Origin of the sequence: Priestia filamentosa, assembly GCF_900177535.1 — a bacterium.
Lineage (GTDB): Bacteria > Bacillota > Bacilli > Bacillales > Bacillaceae_H > Bacillus_I > Bacillus_I filamentosa.
The window spans coordinates 69,679-85,279 of the sequence record NZ_FXAJ01000002.1; the positions used below are offsets into that span (position 1 = coordinate 69,679).

General features: G+C 35.5%; 16 protein-coding genes. 13 read left to right on the forward strand and 3 right to left on the reverse strand.

Annotated elements, in window-relative coordinates:
- Window positions 1-155: 155 nt before the first annotated feature.
- From B9N79_RS07535 to B9N79_RS07560, 6 genes are all read left to right on the forward strand, one after another.
- Window positions 156-1,223: a hypothetical protein gene (locus B9N79_RS07535; protein ID WP_040057962.1), complete on the forward strand. Its 1,068-nt coding sequence runs from the start codon at window positions 156-158 to the stop codon at window positions 1,221-1,223.
- Window positions 1,224-1,261: 38 nt separating this feature from the next.
- On the forward strand, window positions 1,262-1,702 hold the full coding sequence (locus tag B9N79_RS07540) for a DUF5367 domain-containing protein (protein WP_046217076.1): 441 nt from the start codon (window positions 1,262-1,264) through the stop codon (window positions 1,700-1,702).
- Between the two features lie 646 nt (window positions 1,703-2,348).
- Window positions 2,349-3,248: a macrolide 2'-phosphotransferase gene (locus B9N79_RS07545; protein WP_046217077.1), complete on the forward strand. Its 900-nt coding sequence runs from the start codon at window positions 2,349-2,351 to the stop codon at window positions 3,246-3,248.
- 208 nt (window positions 3,249-3,456) lie between these two features.
- Window positions 3,457-3,939 carry a small multi-drug export protein gene (locus B9N79_RS07550; RefSeq protein WP_040057960.1) on the forward strand — a complete coding sequence of 161 codons (483 nt, stop codon included), beginning with the start codon at window positions 3,457-3,459 and terminating at the stop codon, window positions 3,937-3,939.
- A gap of 444 nt (window positions 3,940-4,383) precedes the next feature.
- Window positions 4,384-4,989 (forward strand): TetR/AcrR family transcriptional regulator, encoded by a 606-nt coding sequence (locus B9N79_RS07555; protein ID WP_048896759.1) that lies wholly within the window; start codon window positions 4,384-4,386, stop codon window positions 4,987-4,989.
- 18 nt (window positions 4,990-5,007) lie between these two features.
- Window positions 5,008-5,664 (forward strand): CPBP family intramembrane glutamic endopeptidase, encoded by a 657-nt coding sequence (locus B9N79_RS07560; protein WP_046217078.1) that lies wholly within the window; start codon window positions 5,008-5,010, stop codon window positions 5,662-5,664.
- A 193-nt stretch (window positions 5,665-5,857) separates the two neighbouring features.
- Here B9N79_RS07560 and B9N79_RS07565 read toward each other — a convergent pair whose 3' ends face one another.
- Window positions 5,858-6,352: a DUF2798 domain-containing protein gene (locus tag B9N79_RS07565; protein WP_040057957.1), complete on the reverse strand. Its 495-nt coding sequence runs from the start codon at window positions 6,350-6,352 to the stop codon at window positions 5,858-5,860.
- Window positions 6,353-6,697: 345 nt separating this feature from the next.
- Between B9N79_RS07565 and B9N79_RS07570 the strand changes: the two genes are divergently transcribed.
- The 6 genes from B9N79_RS07570 to B9N79_RS07590 all read left to right on the forward strand — a co-directional run bounded on the left by B9N79_RS07570 (window position 6,698) and on the right by B9N79_RS07590 (window position 13,339).
- Window positions 6,698-8,575: a glycoside hydrolase family 3 protein gene (locus B9N79_RS07570; RefSeq protein ID WP_046217505.1), complete on the forward strand. Its 1,878-nt coding sequence runs from the start codon at window positions 6,698-6,700 to the stop codon at window positions 8,573-8,575.
- Between the two features lie 14 nt (window positions 8,576-8,589).
- The gene (locus B9N79_RS07575) at window positions 8,590-9,813 is read left to right on the forward strand and encodes an exo-beta-N-acetylmuramidase NamZ family protein (protein ID WP_019395300.1); all 1,224 of its coding nucleotides are present in this window, start codon (window positions 8,590-8,592) and stop codon (window positions 9,811-9,813) included.
- Between the two features lie 444 nt (window positions 9,814-10,257).
- Complete coding sequence (locus B9N79_RS26020) at window positions 10,258-10,431, forward strand: hypothetical protein (RefSeq protein ID WP_019395301.1); 174 nt, start codon at window positions 10,258-10,260, stop codon at window positions 10,429-10,431.
- Between the two features lie 216 nt (window positions 10,432-10,647).
- Window positions 10,648-11,898, forward strand: coding sequence for a M20 family metallo-hydrolase (locus B9N79_RS07580; protein ID WP_085118097.1), 1,251 nt, complete (start codon window positions 10,648-10,650; stop codon window positions 11,896-11,898).
- A gap of 99 nt (window positions 11,899-11,997) precedes the next feature.
- Window positions 11,998-12,522: a type 1 glutamine amidotransferase domain-containing protein gene (locus B9N79_RS07585; RefSeq protein WP_019395303.1), complete on the forward strand. Its 525-nt coding sequence runs from the start codon at window positions 11,998-12,000 to the stop codon at window positions 12,520-12,522.
- A gap of 199 nt (window positions 12,523-12,721) precedes the next feature.
- Complete coding sequence (locus B9N79_RS07590; RefSeq protein ID WP_019395304.1) at window positions 12,722-13,339, forward strand: cell wall hydrolase; 618 nt, start codon at window positions 12,722-12,724, stop codon at window positions 13,337-13,339.
- Between the two features lie 52 nt (window positions 13,340-13,391).
- Here B9N79_RS07590 and B9N79_RS26025 read toward each other — a convergent pair whose 3' ends face one another.
- Entirely contained in the window at window positions 13,392-13,559 is a 168-nt protein-coding gene (locus B9N79_RS26025) for a hypothetical protein (protein ID WP_019395305.1), read from the reverse strand.
- 432 nt (window positions 13,560-13,991) lie between these two features.
- A complete protein-coding gene (locus tag B9N79_RS07595; RefSeq protein WP_040057953.1) occupies window positions 13,992-14,624 on the reverse strand; it encodes a DUF1796 family putative cysteine peptidase in 633 nt (210 codons plus the stop codon).
- Between the two features lie 197 nt (window positions 14,625-14,821).
- Between B9N79_RS07595 and B9N79_RS07600 the strand changes: the two genes are divergently transcribed.
- Window positions 14,822-15,598: a class I SAM-dependent methyltransferase gene (locus B9N79_RS07600; protein WP_019395307.1), complete on the forward strand. Its 777-nt coding sequence runs from the start codon at window positions 14,822-14,824 to the stop codon at window positions 15,596-15,598.
- Window positions 15,599-15,601: the final 3 nt, after the last annotated feature.

The following is a 15,601-nucleotide window of genomic DNA, read 5'->3' on the forward strand; positions in this document are numbered from 1 at the left end:
TCAGTAATAAATAAGAATAAATGTAATTGGATAAAATATACAGTTGTGATAGATAAAATAGAAGGATTTATTACTTAGTACAGTTGTTAACTTTAACTGATTGTATTGTTGAGATAACAATAAAGAAAATAAAATAGTATTGGAGAGCTTTCTTAATGAAAAGTATTGAGCCTAAAATTCTTTTCAATATGTTAGAAGGGTATAAACCTTTTACAAACTTGTTAGGGATTGGTGACCCTAACGTCCATAAAATAGATAATCAGTGGTGGATGTTTTTTAGTGGGTTTCAAAAAAATTTTAAGAATAACGTATTTAGCGCTACATTACCAATAGGAGAGCATTTAAATAGGGAAATGAAATGGACGATTACATCAGATCCTCATCATCCTAAAAAAGCATTGCCCCTTGTTCAACAACCAAATAAGAATGAGTGGGATAGCTGTGGTCTTCATGAACCTTGTTTTGTTAGCGGAGTAAAAATGAATAATAGAGGACAAAGAGTTCCTTGTAGACGCATTTACTATACTGGTAGAAGTACGAGAAGTCCATTGCGTAATAAAAGACCATTTTCAATTGGGCTCATAGAATTAACAACAAATGGGTGGAAAAGGTATTCAAGACCTATTATTACAGGAACAGAGATTGCCCCTAATGTTTGTGCTCCAAAAGTGATATTTAGTAATGGAAAATGGCACATGTGGTATGCGATGACACCAGAAGAACCACCCAAAAAGAATAAACCAAGATATGAAGTTTATTATACACAAAGTGAAAATGGAATAAATAACTGGACAAATCCAAAGCTTTTTTTTACAAGGGAAGATGGTTTTACACATGCTTATCCGCTAAGAACGCAAAAATCCTACGAAATGATAGTAAGTAGGAGTGGGAATTTGTTTGGAAAATCTGGCTATCCACAACAGAATTTATGGCATCTTAAAGCATCTAAATTAAGTGGAGAACGTACAGATTGGACTAGAGAACCAATGTCAATTATTGAAGCGGATAAGGGGGATCCTTGGTATCAGGGCGGCTTCTTCGGGTCAAGTATTTGTGAAGGAGATTCAGTAACGGAGACGGGAGTTCGCTATGTTTTTTTCTCAAGTATCCATGAGCCTATTAACTGGTTCTCGATTTCCATTGCTAGACTAAAAACATTAAAAAAACCCCCTGTTCCAGCTCCTTTTTATTTTAGCCTTGGTTTCTTTCGAATTGATGATTAATCTTAGAAGAATTTCTTTTAATCGGAGAGTGAGGGAATATGTTTTTTCTAACTTGGGGATTTTTAGTTTGGTTAGGAGCTACAGCTTTATTAAGATTTTTAAGGCATTTTTTCTTTTCACTAGAAAACCCCGTATTGTTAGTCACTGCATATATTTTGGTTATTCCTTTACTATTAATCCTTACCTTACCCATTTATCGATACAAACACTTAGATCCCTCTAATCGATTAAAAGCAGCGATTTTAATTGCTATACCAGGTATGTTATTTGATGCTGTATCTTTAATTTACTTCTCAAGTATCTTTATAAATTTAGATAGTAAAATGGATGGAATCTTCGGTTCTTGGCTTTTACTAGCTTATTCTGTTATTCTTCTTTCAGGATTTACGGTAGGAAAAAAACAACCAAATAAAGAAAAAGCTAATGTAGAAGCTGGTGGAACGAGGAATTCATCTAATAGTTTCTATTTGTATAATTAGTTGAAACCAAAAAGTGAAATAAGAGTGAGCAGGATTAGAGGTATTTTTAAAGAACATAACAGGTGATAAAAATCAACCTGAAAAATTCAGCAAAACCTATATTAATACATCATGGAAAGTTAAATAAAACAACCTTTCGTTAAAATAAAGGGATTGAAAATCACAATTTTGTAATATAAAATGAAATTATTATAAAATAAGGAGGATTATTAAAAATGACAGCTTCTATGAGACTACGTATCCATGCTTTGAACAACTAATTGAATATGTTCAAGGACTCTGTTTAATAATTGCAGAGTAAACAGGATAAGTCTGCTCATTTTTAATCATCTTCAACGGAAATTGTAATATGTGACATTAACAAAAAGGAGAATTTATTTGTCTTTCTTTTGTTATGTTTAAAAATGTGCTCTTTTCCATCCAATGATATATGAATTGGGTTTCTCACTGTGTTATAAAGTGTAAAACATAGTTGAGGAATGTTTACTTCAAGCTGCAGACAGAGAATTCTGCAGCTTTTTTTATGTTTAAAAATCCGATCTATATCCATTCTTAACAAGTATGTTGTGTTATTAATTATAAGAATTCGGGCTAAAGAGAATAGAAAGAGCAGCGGAAAAACTTAAAAAAGTATGGAGGAATTTATATGAATAAAGTAGAGATTAAAGCATTAGCAAAACGTAAAGGCTTAAATATAAACGAAAAAACAATAAGATTAAATGAATCAGGTCTTGATTTTCAGGTTGCACATGTAGAAGATGAGCAAGGACAAAAATGGATTTTACGAATTCCGCGCAGACCAGATTCTATGGCAAAAGCGGATCAAGAGAAGACGGTATTAGATGCTGTTAATCAATATACCACAATTCAAGCACCAAATTGGGAGATTTTTGCTGATGAGGTTGTAGCGTATAAGTCGCTAGACGGAGTGCCTGCTGGAACTATTAACCCTGAAATTCAAAATTATGACTGGGTTCTAAATATAGAAGACATTCCATTAGCATACCATGAATCGTTCGGACGTACGTTAGCGGAAATACATCAACTGCCAATAAGTTTAGTGGAAAATAATGGCATTAAAATTTATACAGCATATGAGGCAAGAGAATTAATGAAAACGAGAATGCATAAAATAAAGAATGAATATGAGGTTCGGGAGGATTTATGGAATCGTTGGATGAAATGGGTGAATAACGATAATATGTGGCCAAAGCATACTGGACTGAGTCATGGAGATGTTCATCCAGGACATATTTTAATTAATCGTCAATCAGAAGTTACTGGCTTAATTGATTGGACTGAAGTAGCGGTTACAGATGTATCGCGTGATTTCATTGTTCACTATTTATTTGCTGGAGAAAAAGGGTTAGAAAAAGCTATTAAGGCTTATGAACAGGCAGGCGGGAAGACGTGGCCGCTTATGAAAGAACATATTTTAGAATTGGAAACAACCAGGGCAATTTCAGTTGCTGAGTTTGCTGAAAGCTCTAGACTGCAAGAGTATAAAGAAATGGCTAAACAAATGCTAGGTTCTATTAATCAATAAAAAGTTTTTTATAACAGGAGACTTGGTTAGCCAAGTCTTCTGTTATGAAAGATTTAAATAAAGGATATTATAAAGAAATCAATTTAATAAGATAACAGTTTGTTTATTTCCTTATTAAATATGAACCCTTTCTTATTAAGGGAATACATTGTTTATTGGATGCTTATTTGAAAGTTAAATGAATATTAAAGGATAAAGGAGAGGTGAAATGAATCTAATAGAATGGGCACAAGACGCTCATATTTTATGGCAGTATACAGTTCTATTTCTGCTTGCTGCAGCTCCTTGGATGGATGTGTCTATTGTTGTTCCACTCGGAATTGTGTGGGGATTATCTCCTTTTAGTGTTGGAATAACAGCATTTTTAGGGAATTTTCTTTTGATTTTATTGCTTGGGCTATTTTTTAGGCAGTTTTCAGTATGGAGAGCGAAAAGAAGAATGGAAAAAGGAATTACTACTCCAACCAAAAAGGAAACGAGATCAAGACAAATTTGGGAAAAATACGGTATACCAGGCTTAGCTTTGCTTGCACCTATTTTAGTAGGTACAGATATAGCTGCAGTTTTGGCCCTAACTTTTGGTTCTTCACGCCGGCATGTAATCGGATGGATGACGGTTAGTTTAGCAATATGGACAATTTTATTTGCTGTTGGATCGATTTATGGTTTTAGCTTTTTGAACTTAATTTGATTCTTTAAAAATGGATTTCTGTATATATTAGGTTTACCTAGCGTGTTGTAGTTATTACGATTTTAGCAGCAACTGCGCAAGGGGGTACCAACTTTCTATTTAGCACGACAGTGCCTTATTTCTTACAGAGGTATATTCCTTTTGTATTAGTTTGCCTTTTAAGTTTTTTAATCTGAAAGATAACAAAACTAATAATTGATAATTTGTTTTTACATAAAGATGATTAAAAAAGCGCAGATCTCTTGTTTTTCAAGAAGCCTGCGTTTTTTCTTTACTACAACGAAATAAAAGGACTAAGTGTAGATGAAAGGAAAGCGTCCAGGAATAAACGACATAAACGTATTCATAAAAACAAAAAATGTTGACAATTAGTAAATTTATAGAATAATATACAAATAGTTACATTATTGACTGATTAGTCAATCAAAAAGAGGGGAGTTAATAATGCCTAGACAAGATCAACAAAATAAACAAATCCGGGATGAAAGAAGAGCGCAAATATTACAAGCAGCTTTGCGAGTATTTGCACGAAGAGGTATGGTAGCAGCAAAAATTAGCGATATTGCAAAAGAAGCTAAACTTAGTCATGGACTTGTTTACCATTACTTTAAGTCAAAAGAAGAGATCTTCATGACATTAGTACAAAAAGCATTAGAAAGTTCTCTTAATGTTATTTATTATGCTAATGAACAGGTGGGAACTCCTTTAGAAAAGTTACGTTGGATGACAGAACAAATTATGAAAAGTATTAATAACGGTGAAGAAGTTCTTCTTTTTCTAATCATGATTCAAGCTAGCACCTCAGATATTGTATCAGAAGAAGTAAAAGAAATTTTAACAGGAGAGCATGCTGTTTCGCCTGTTATGGCTACTATCCCGCTAATTATGGAAGGACAAAAAGTAAAGGAAATTAAGCAGGAGGATCCAGTACAATTAGCTGTTACATATTATGCCTTTATCCAAGGGCTAGCCATAAATAAAATTCAATGGGAAGAATGTCCAATGCCAGAGGCTCATCTTATTATGAACATATTTAAGAAAACTCCATAATGTAAAGGAGCTCTTGCCATGAAATTAGAGAGCAGTAAGAGAAAAAAAGTAATTATTTTACTATCCCCCATTATTGTTATCTTACTTGGATTTATCACAGCTACTGGTTTCTCAAGATTTATAGACGGATGGGCATGGATTCCCTTAGCAATTGTGTATTGGAGTTCTCTTGGATTTTGTATTGTATACTTTAAAGAAAACAAACAGGTTAAAGACTGGTTAAAGAAACCCGAAAACTCCATATTACCTATTATCTTATCTCTGCTTCTTGGCATGTTTCCTCTCTCTATATTAATCATAAATTATAAATTATTTGATTCAATTGTACTGATTGTTCTTTGGATTTTATTTGCTTTAATCAATCCTTGGTTTGAAGAGCTGTATTGGAGAGGTGTATTATTAGATGCCGCGATTGAATGGTTTCCAAAGTGGATGAGCATTTTGTATACAACAATCCTTTTTGTACTAAGCCATCCGCTTATGTGGGGAGTATTTTCAATTGCAAGTACATCTTATCACCTTTATATTTACTTAATGGTTATGGGGATCGTTTGGTCCCTTACGTATTTTAAAACTAAGAGTTTAAGGTGGGTGATCCTTTCGCATTTTATTGTAGATGTAGGAAACTTAACGGTCTTAACTTTTCTTAATATATATGTACCGCCAATTATGTAAGAAGAATGATTTAAAAAGATGATGAGAAAACAGGGAAGTAGCGGTCCATAAAGGGAGATCTCCAGCTTCCCCCTGTTTTCTCTGTTGATTTTGCAGACACATAGCTTAGAAATCGTGGATAAAAACAATTAATAACAGAGCTCTTTGTTCCTCAAGAGGCCCCTAGTTTACAATGAATTTCCTACTACTTGTGCTAGCTTACTCCATCTGTTTGAATCACTTTCTGTCTTTTCACAAATTTTGCAAATGAAAAGCGAACTAAAGGTCCGATAATGAGAAGCTGAAGCGGAAGAGCAAAAATGAAATTTTTACCTACTGTTAAAAAATAGTGTTTAAACAATGAACCTTCTCCTAATGCATTGGCAAAATGGGCCATTGCGACTCCATAAATAGACATTGATAGTACCATTCCAATGACCATACAAAAGGCAAGAGATAAAATGACAAAAAGCTTGTTTGATTTGTCATATGGTAATGAGAAAGCCACTTTATGTGCGATAGGTCCGACGATAAATAGTTCTAAAATAAAAGCAATTGTGAACCCTAAAATAAGTTGAAGCAGCATTCCTTGTAATGAGATAGTACCAATTAAGTCATTTATAACGAGGTTATAAAAAGTCATACCGATAACCATTCCAATACACATCATCATTCCGAAATAAAAGTTTTCCTTTTTTGTTGTTGGCAATGTTGATCATCCTTTCTTTTCAATTCTTTGCTATTATAGCGAGAGAGGAATACTCTTCATAAGTGAACATTTTGTGAACAATTTAGTTTAGATAATTTTTGCATCGCAGCGTTTGGATTTTAAAAAAGAAAAGATAGCAAAAAGTGTTGTGAAGGTTATCGTTGTAGGAATAAAGCGGTATATACATCTATACCTTATATATGGTAAATTTTATTTAACAGATTTTTTCTTTATAAAAATAGCAGAACTTGCCAAACTACTCAGTAATGATGTGAGAACGAAAACCGAAAAAGAGGAGGAACAGCCTTGAAAAAAAGGAAGGTAATTAGTGTCTTCATCGCAGGGATGTTAGCGCTTACAACGTTTGGATGTAGTGGAGAAGCTAAAAAAGAAGAAAAAGCGAAAGAGAGAACGGCAAAAGAAATTGTGCAAGATATGACAGTTGAAGAAAAAGTAGGGCAAATGATTATGCCAGACTTTAGAAATTGGAAAGAACAAGGAGCTGAGAAAGCAACAGGCTTTACTGAGATGAATGAAGAAGTAGGAAGTCTTATTGAGAAGTATCATCTTGGTGGGGTTATTTTATTTGCAGAAAACGTTGTAGATACAGAGCAAACAACAAGGCTTGTGAACGGATTAAAAAAGAGCAGCAACGATGTGCCGCTTTTTGTAGCAATTGATCAAGAAGGAGGAATTGTGACAAGGCTTCAGTCAGGAACAAATCTTCCAGGAAATATGGCATTAGGAGCAACAAGAAGCGAGAAAAATGCCCATCAAACAGGAGAAATCATTGGACGTGAACTTCATGCGCTTGGGATTAACGTGAACTTTAGTCCTGTCCTTGATGTAAATAATAATCCAAACAATCCTGTTATCGGTGTCCGCTCTTTTAGCTCTAACGAAGAACTTGTTTCAAACCTCGGTGTTCAAACAATGAAAGGCTTGCAAGGAGAAAAAGTAGCGACAACTGTCAAACATTTTCCTGGTCATGGAGATACGGCAGTTGATAGTCATTATGGTTTGCCTGTTGTTAATCATTCCAAAGAACGCTTGCGTGGGGTGGAGCTAGCACCTTTTAAAAAAGCAATTGAAAATGGTACAGATATGATTATGACTGCTCACGTGCAGTTCCCAGCTTTCGATGATACCGTCTATAAGAGCAAAAAAGACGGAGAAGACATTATTGTTCCTGCCACACTATCGAAAAAAGTATTAAATGATTTGCTTCGAGGAGAAATGAATTATGACGGCATTATTGTGACAGATGCGCTTAATATGAAAGCAATTGCTGATAATTTCGGGCAAGAGGAAGCCGTTATTATGGCCATTAATGCAGGGGTTGATATTGCGCTTATGCCTGCTTCTGTTACATCGCTTGAAGAAGAAAAAAATTTAGCGAACGTTTACAATGCAGTTGTTGAAGCTGTTGAAAAAGGTGAAATTAAGGAAGAAGAAATTGATGATTCTGTTGAAAGAATTCTTGATTTAAAAATAAAAAGAGGATTGTATGAGGAAAAAAATATTTCAGAGGACAAGAAAGTTAAAAATGCTCTAAAGGTGGTAGGCAATAAAAAACATAAGAAGCAAGAAATGAAGATGGCCCAAGAAGCGGTAACCGTTGTGAAAAATGAGCAAAAAACGTTGCCATTAAACCCGAAAAAAGGAGAAAAAATTGTTGTATTTACTCCATATGATTATCAAGGGGAAGCAGTAAAGAAAACAGTTCAAAATATGATCAGTGAAAAGAAAATAAAAAATGTTGAAGTTGACGTTGTCCCATTTGAGAAAAAGGTGTTTAACGAAGAGATGAAAAGAAAAATAGATGAAGCAGACTATGTTTTGACAGGTTCATATGTTATACAAAACGACCCTGCTGTAAACGACGGAGTCATTGAGGATGAAATTAATGAACCTTCAGCATGGGCAGTTTCTTTTCCTCGCGCAGCTATGATGTATACGCAAAAAAGTGAGAAGCCTTTCGTGCTCATGAGTCTGAGAAACCCATATGATGTTGCTAACTTTGAAGAAGCTCATGCTGTTTTAGCTCTATATGGTTTTAAAGGCTATAGTAACGGAAGATTTCAACAGCCTAACATTTCAGCAGGAATTCACGTTATCTTTGGTGAAGCAAAACCAAAAGGGAAATTGCCTGTTGCCATCCCTTCTGTAACAGCTAAAGGAGAAACACTTTATCCGTATGGCCATGGAATCAAGCTTAAATAAGGGGAGGAGAAAAGATGAGAAAGAAACTGACGTTGTTAGCCCTTTTTCTACTTGTTTTTTCATCATGGAATACAGCCGAAGCAAAGCCGCGCCAAAAGAAAGTTGAGCTTGGTGTTGAAACCCTTTTTCGTGAGCATAAAGACCTTTTAAAAGGAAAGCGAGTCGGCCTTATTACAAACCCAACAGGAGTGGATTCAGAGTTAAGAAGCAGCGTTGATTTATTTGCTGAAGACCCGGATATTGAGCTAACTGCTCTTTATGGCCCTGAGCATGGTGTAAGAGGAGACGCTCAAGCTGGAGATAAAGTTGACTATTATATGGATGAAAAAACCGGATTACCTGTTTATAGTCTTTATGGAGATACGAGAAAGCCAACACCTGAAATGTTGAAAAACGTAGATATTCTTGTTTTTGATATTCAAGATGTTGGTGCACGTTTTTACACTTACATTTATACAATGGCATATGCAATGGAAGCCGCGAAAGAACAAGGAATTCCGTTTGTTGTGCTAGATAGACCAAACCCACTTGGGGGAGAAGTTGTGGAAGGACCTGTTCTTGAAGAAGAGTATTCTTCATTTGTTGGGAAATATCCTATTCCACTTCGACATGGCATGACAGTTGGAGAGCTTGCTCAACTTTTTAACGAAGAATTTGGGATTGGTGCAGATTTAACAGTTGTTAAAATGAAAAAATGGAAGCGATCTTTTGACTATGATGAAACAAACCTTCCTTTTGTAATGCCTTCCCCTAATATGCCGACTCTAGAAACGGCGTTTGTTTATCCTGGAACAGGTCTTATTGAAGGAACGAACGTGTCGGAAGGAAGAGGAACAACAAAGCCATTTGAACTGTTAGGAGCTCCGTTTATTAATGGAACAGAGCTTAGTGAGAAGTTAAATAATTTACATTTAGATGGAGTGAAATTCAGAGCTGCTTCTTTTACCCCTTCTTTTTCAAAGCATAGCGGACAGCTTAGTCATGGTGTTCAAGTTTATGTAACAGATAGAGAGAAATATCAAGCAGTTGAAACAGGTTTGCACATTGTTAAAACGATTCATGATTTGTACGGAGAAGAGTTCTCGTTTAATAAGAGTGGAAACTTCGATTTATTAATCGGAAACAGCTGGGTAAGAGAAGAGTTGGAAAAGGGAACAGATGTAGAGGATATTATAGCAAAGTGGCAGAAGGATACGAAAGTTTTTAAAAAGGTAAGAAAGCAATATTTACTTTATTAAAATAGAAAAAGCTCTCCTCTTGAAGAGGAGAGCTTTTTACTGGACAAAGGAGCCCATTCGTCTACAATGGGCGATTGTTAATGTGAAACAAACATTAGCTTCTTTTCTAGTATATCATTTTGCTGAAATAAAATAAATAAAAAAAGTTTAGTTTGTTAAATCCATCATGTCAAGAAAACTGTAAAAAGCATGTATAAATTTAACGTATTGTTAAGCTTATACATGCTTTTTATGCGAAAAACAATATAGTTTATGTAAATCCCTTTGTTTGTCCCCAATTGTTATTCTAGCATATTTCATTAATAAATAAAATATTTTAATTAAAAAAAGTTCGCCAATCAATGTGTTAGAATACAGGGTGAGGTATATTTCTTTAGGTTTACAATAACCTAAAACTATCATAAGCTAAGGGGAAAGAGCTGTATAAAGGGGAGGGAGTTAGCAATGAAAGTACAGCAGCTTGTACTACTTAGTGTGTTTGTGGGGCTTTTATTTGCAAGCGCTATCAATTTCATAAAAGAAGGCTTTATCCCTATTGCTTTTTTAGCAAGCGGAGTTAGTCTTGTTATTATTGTGGCTCTTATATTATGGACAGTGAAATGGCGCCATGAATCATAGGAAGAGTCTATGCATTTGCATAGGCTCTTTTTTTGTAAGAGTTACTTCAGAGACGGAAGGATTTTTTATACATATGAAAAGCGGTCTCTTTCATACGAAGAGTAATGAGGAGACAGTGGATTCGCTTAGTTTCTTCTATTTAACATTATGTCTAATGTAGATGAAGAGAAGCTATGCTATATTTTTTAGTAATCTTATCATTTAGGAGGGGTTGTTATTCTTACATCTTCCATTATTAATCATAAAAGGGTAGAAAGCAGAATAAAAGAACTATCGGCTATAGGGAAAATTGAGGAAACGGGGGTTTGTCGCTTAGCTCTATCAAAGGAAGACAGACAAGCTGTTGAACTTGTTCAATCCTGGATGGAAGAAGGGGGGTTGAAGACTCATATTGACAATTTTGGGAATCTCGTTGGCCGCTTAGAAGGTCGGGATAAAAGCGCCCCTATGCTTAGAATTGGCTCACACATTGATTCCCAGCCATATGGGGGAAGGTTTGATGGAGTTATTGGAGTTATTGGTGGATTGGAGGTTGCCCAAACGTTACATGAAAAAGGCATTGTCCCCCCTGTTTCAATTGAAGTTGTTGCCTTTTGTGATGAAGAAGGATCACGGTTCAATAAAGGCTTGTTTGGTGTACGGGGGATGCACGGAAGATTAGAAGAAGACGAACTAGAGCGAAAAGATCAATATGGCACAACAAGAAAAGAGGCACTCATTGAGTTTGGTTGTGACCCTAATCAATTTTCAAAGTGGGAATATAAAGATGAAGAAATAGCGGCATATTTAGAACTTCATATTGAACAAGGCCCTGTTCTTGAAGAAAAAGGGCAAGGAGTAGGAATTGTAACGGGTATATCTGGGCCGTTATGGCTAACTGTTGAATTGTCAGGGTTTGCAGGACATGCAGGAAGCGTCCCAATGTCAATGAGACAAGATGCGCTAGTTGGAGCAGCTGCCATTATTACAGCGCTTAACAACATAGCTTCTCAAAATATCAAAAACCCTACAGTAGGTACAGTGGGAAATATTGAAGTGTTTCCAAACTCCCGCAATATTATTGCTGAAAAAGTACGGTTTACGATTGATTTACGCGATATGGACATGGAAAGACGAAATGCTTATGAGCAAGATCTTCGTAAAACAATTGGAGATATTTGTGCAGAACAAGGCTTAACTTATACAATTAAAGAAGATACAAACTCAGAGCCTCGCTACTGTGCCAAATGGATTAAAAATTGTATGAAAGAGGGGGCCGTGCTTATGAATATTTCTCCACCAGAACTTATGAGCGGGCCATTTCATGATGCATTAGTTATGTCTTATATTTGTGATTACGGAATGATTTTTGTTCGTTCTAAAGATGGGATAAGTCATAATCCAAAAGAGTATTCTTCATATGAAGATATTGCATTGGGAACAGAGCTTCTTTATCATACAACTGAAAAAGTATTAGAAAAGCTTTAATCTATGGAGAGCTGGATGTAGTAAAGCCAGCTCTTTTTGTGCGTTCTTCTTTTTCTATTGGAAAAGACAATGTTATACTAAAGCCTGGAGGTGGGAAATGTGAGATTACAAAATAAGAAAGTAATTGCCCTTGTTAGTGATGAATTTGAAGATTTAGAACTTTGGTATCCAATTCTTCGTCTGCGTGAAGAAGGAGCAATCGTTCATGTTGTAGGAGAGGAAAGCAATAAAACGTACATAGGAAAATATGGTGTTCCTATTCAGTCTGACTACAGCTTCAAAGAGGTTGCCTCGTCTGACTACGATGCTGTGTTAGTTCCTGGAGGGTGGGCTCCTGATAAGCTCCGTCGCTATGAAGAAGTTATTACTATTATTAAAGAAATGGATGAAGCGAAAAAGCCAATCGGTCAAATTTGTCATGCTGGATGGGTCCTTATTTCAGCTAAAATTTTACAAGGTGTAAATGTAACAAGTACACCAGGTATTAAAGATGATATGGAAAATGCCGGAGCTGTTTGGCATGATCAACCTGTTGTAACAGATGGTCATATTGTATCAAGCCGTAGACCTCCTGATTTACCTCCATATGTAAAAGAATTTGCCGACGTTTTAGCAGCCAAATAAAAAGAAAGGGGAAACCCTTTCTTTTTTTATGGGTCAAAATGAGTGAATGCCTTGCTCTATATAAGGTAGCTTCTTTTTTTGAGTAGAATTTACCTTTTTTAGATTTCTTTACATTTTAAAGTGTTGCTTTCCATAAAACTGTGTTTTAATAGACAAGAAGACTTTCAAATTCAAAATCAAGTTGTAAGGAGGAGAGATGGTGAGACATCTAAAGAAAATTATTCCTCTTTCTATGGGGCTAAGTTTGTTCGCAAGTCCTCTAGGAGCGGATAATACAGTAAGCGCTGCAAGTACAGATACAAATGCTGATATTATGCAACTTCAGCGTAAACTTAGTTTACTTGGCTACTTTAATACAACACCAACGGGATACAATGGAGAGATTACGAGAAACGCTGTAAGTAATTTTCAACGAGACTTTGGGCTTGGCATAGATGGAGTTGCAGGTCCATTGACATTGCAAAAGTTAGAAGACGTAGAAAAAATAGCGCATGTTGTATATGGTGAAGCACGAGGAGAATCTTTTGAGGGACAAGTTGCTGTTGCGGCTGTAGTGATAAACAGAGTTCATTCTCCAGAGTTTCCTAGCAGTGTCGCATCTGTGATTACCCAACAAAATGCATTTACAGCTGTGAATGATGGACAATATTATCTTTCACCAAATGCAACTGCTTATCAGGCAGTGAAGGCTGCTTACAAGGGATGGGATCCTTCTTATGGATCGACTTATTATTACAACCCTGTCGACTCAACAAATACGTGGATTTTCTCTAGAAAAGTGATCCGAACAATTGGTAAACACAATTTTGCATACTGAACTTATTGGCTCTTATACATAAAAAACGAATTCCATCTCGGGATTCGTTTTTTTATATAATCAAATGACAAACAACCAAAAGTCCAGAAATCATGCCTACACCAATCAAACGCATCACCCATTTTTGAATGGAGGACGACGATTTCGGGAAAATAAAAAACAGTTGAAAAGCAACTGTCGCAACTATAATAGCAATAGCTGCCCAAAGAAGATGAATCATAAAAATTCCTCCTATTCATGGTGGAAAAACCACCGTATTTTTCTAATACAGAATTCGCACTTATTCGTCATTTTCGGTCCGTCTTTGAAAAGTTTTTTGAAGATGGACCAAAGCAGAAGTCAAATCAAAGATGGTCGTAAACTTTTGTAAGAAAAACGAAATTATAAAAAGTGGAAGGAGTCTTTAATTAGCTTTTATAATAGAAAATGTAATAGTCACAATATAAACCCCTTTGTTTTGTGACTCCCATCCCCTGAAATAGAAGATAAGAAGCCTTTCAATTTGAAAGGCTTCTTTTTTTGAAAAAAAAAATCTCCAAGAAAACTTGGAGAGGGCGCAATATCTAATATTTTTTAGGGGGAAATATCAGATATATAGATGTTCATTATTTTTATACCCGCCATAATGACACTTAAACCCTTTTTCGAAAAATTATTTTAATGACATTCCATCAAAAAGTTTCGTCCATTTTGCTTCATCACGAAGCTTATCCATATCAAAAATAGGATACTGAAGAACGCAAGTATGAGCCAAATTCCACTGTAATTCTGTAAAATCTTCTACCTCTCCATTTATGACTAATAGCACTTTGAAATTTCCCTTCACTAAACTCGCAAGAACGCTTTCAAGTCGTCTTGCGTCTTCATATGTGCCTCCGAGTCTTACAAAGAGAAGATCATCGCTTTTCTCAAGCGTATTTAGGAAACGTTCAGCACGTCGCTTGTATTTGGCATATACTTCATCATATTCTGGCCATGATGTTGGTGTATTGTTTTTCGCTAAAAAGTCGTGTGCTGAATCAATATTATAAAGGTTATCACGAATTTTAAGAGTTAGACCGTTTGCAAAATAAGATTCAAACGTTAGGTTTTCTTTCTTGAGAAAGTTAGCAAAACGATTTTCTAAAAGCTTGTTCACCTCACTTAATGAAAAGCTAATCATCCAGTCTAGCACCCCTGCAAAAGGGCGTAGATTATGATTACGTAAGTAGATTGCAGGAAAACAATTATGCCCTAAACTAAATGCAGCGTCATAAGGTTTTTGAATATCTTTTAAAGTAGCCATGTTTTATAATATGAAGAAAAAAAGGAGTGGAAACGGCGCCTGTCCTTATCCTTAGTGCCCTTTTCAAAAGAACGAAGAAATTTATGGTGGAGAAGGCGCATAGGATTAAAAGAGATGATGAAATTTGAGTGATCAAAGAACCCCGTTTTTTATAGAAGATGTAGATTATAACTTGGTGAAAGAATGGAGAGGAGTTTATGGACAATAAAGATGTGGTGCGAAAACAGTTTGGGGAAAATGCGGAACAATATATTAAAAGTCCAACACATGCAAAAGGACAAGATTTAAACGAAGTAGAACAAATTATAAAAAAACAAGACTGTGCTTCTCTTCTTGATATTGCAACAGGGGGAGGACATGTTGTGAATAAACTCGCCCCTCTTTTTAAAAAAGTAGTAGCTCTTGATCTTACAGAAGAAATGCTTCAAAAAGCAGAATCATTTTTAAATAAGAATGGACATAGAAATGTTTCGTTTGTTTGTGGAGATGCTGAGAACCTTCCTTTTGAAGATAGCACGTTCACTGCTGTTACTTGTCGTATTGCCCCACACCATTTTTCCAATGTTAAAGCTTTTATTTCTGAAGTACAGCGAGTGCTCACTCCAGGAGGGGTGTTTGTCCTTATTGATAATGTGGCACCTGAACAGGAAGAATACGATACCTTTTATAATAACATTGAAAAATTTCGTGATCCGAGCCATGTTCGAGCTTATAAAAAGAGTGAGTGGGTTTCTCTTATTGAGAAAAATAGCCTAAAAATAGAAAGCGCTACTCTTTTTCCGAAAGAGTTTCAGTTTTATACATGGTGTAACATGATGAAGTTGGCGCCTGAAAAAGTGGAGGAATTAGAAGACGAAATGAAGAATGCTTCTGATGATATTAAACGATATTTCTCTATTGCTATAGAAAAGGAGAAGCTTCATTCATTCAAAGGAGAAGCCCTCTTATTAACGGCTCATAAAAAAACGAACTAGATT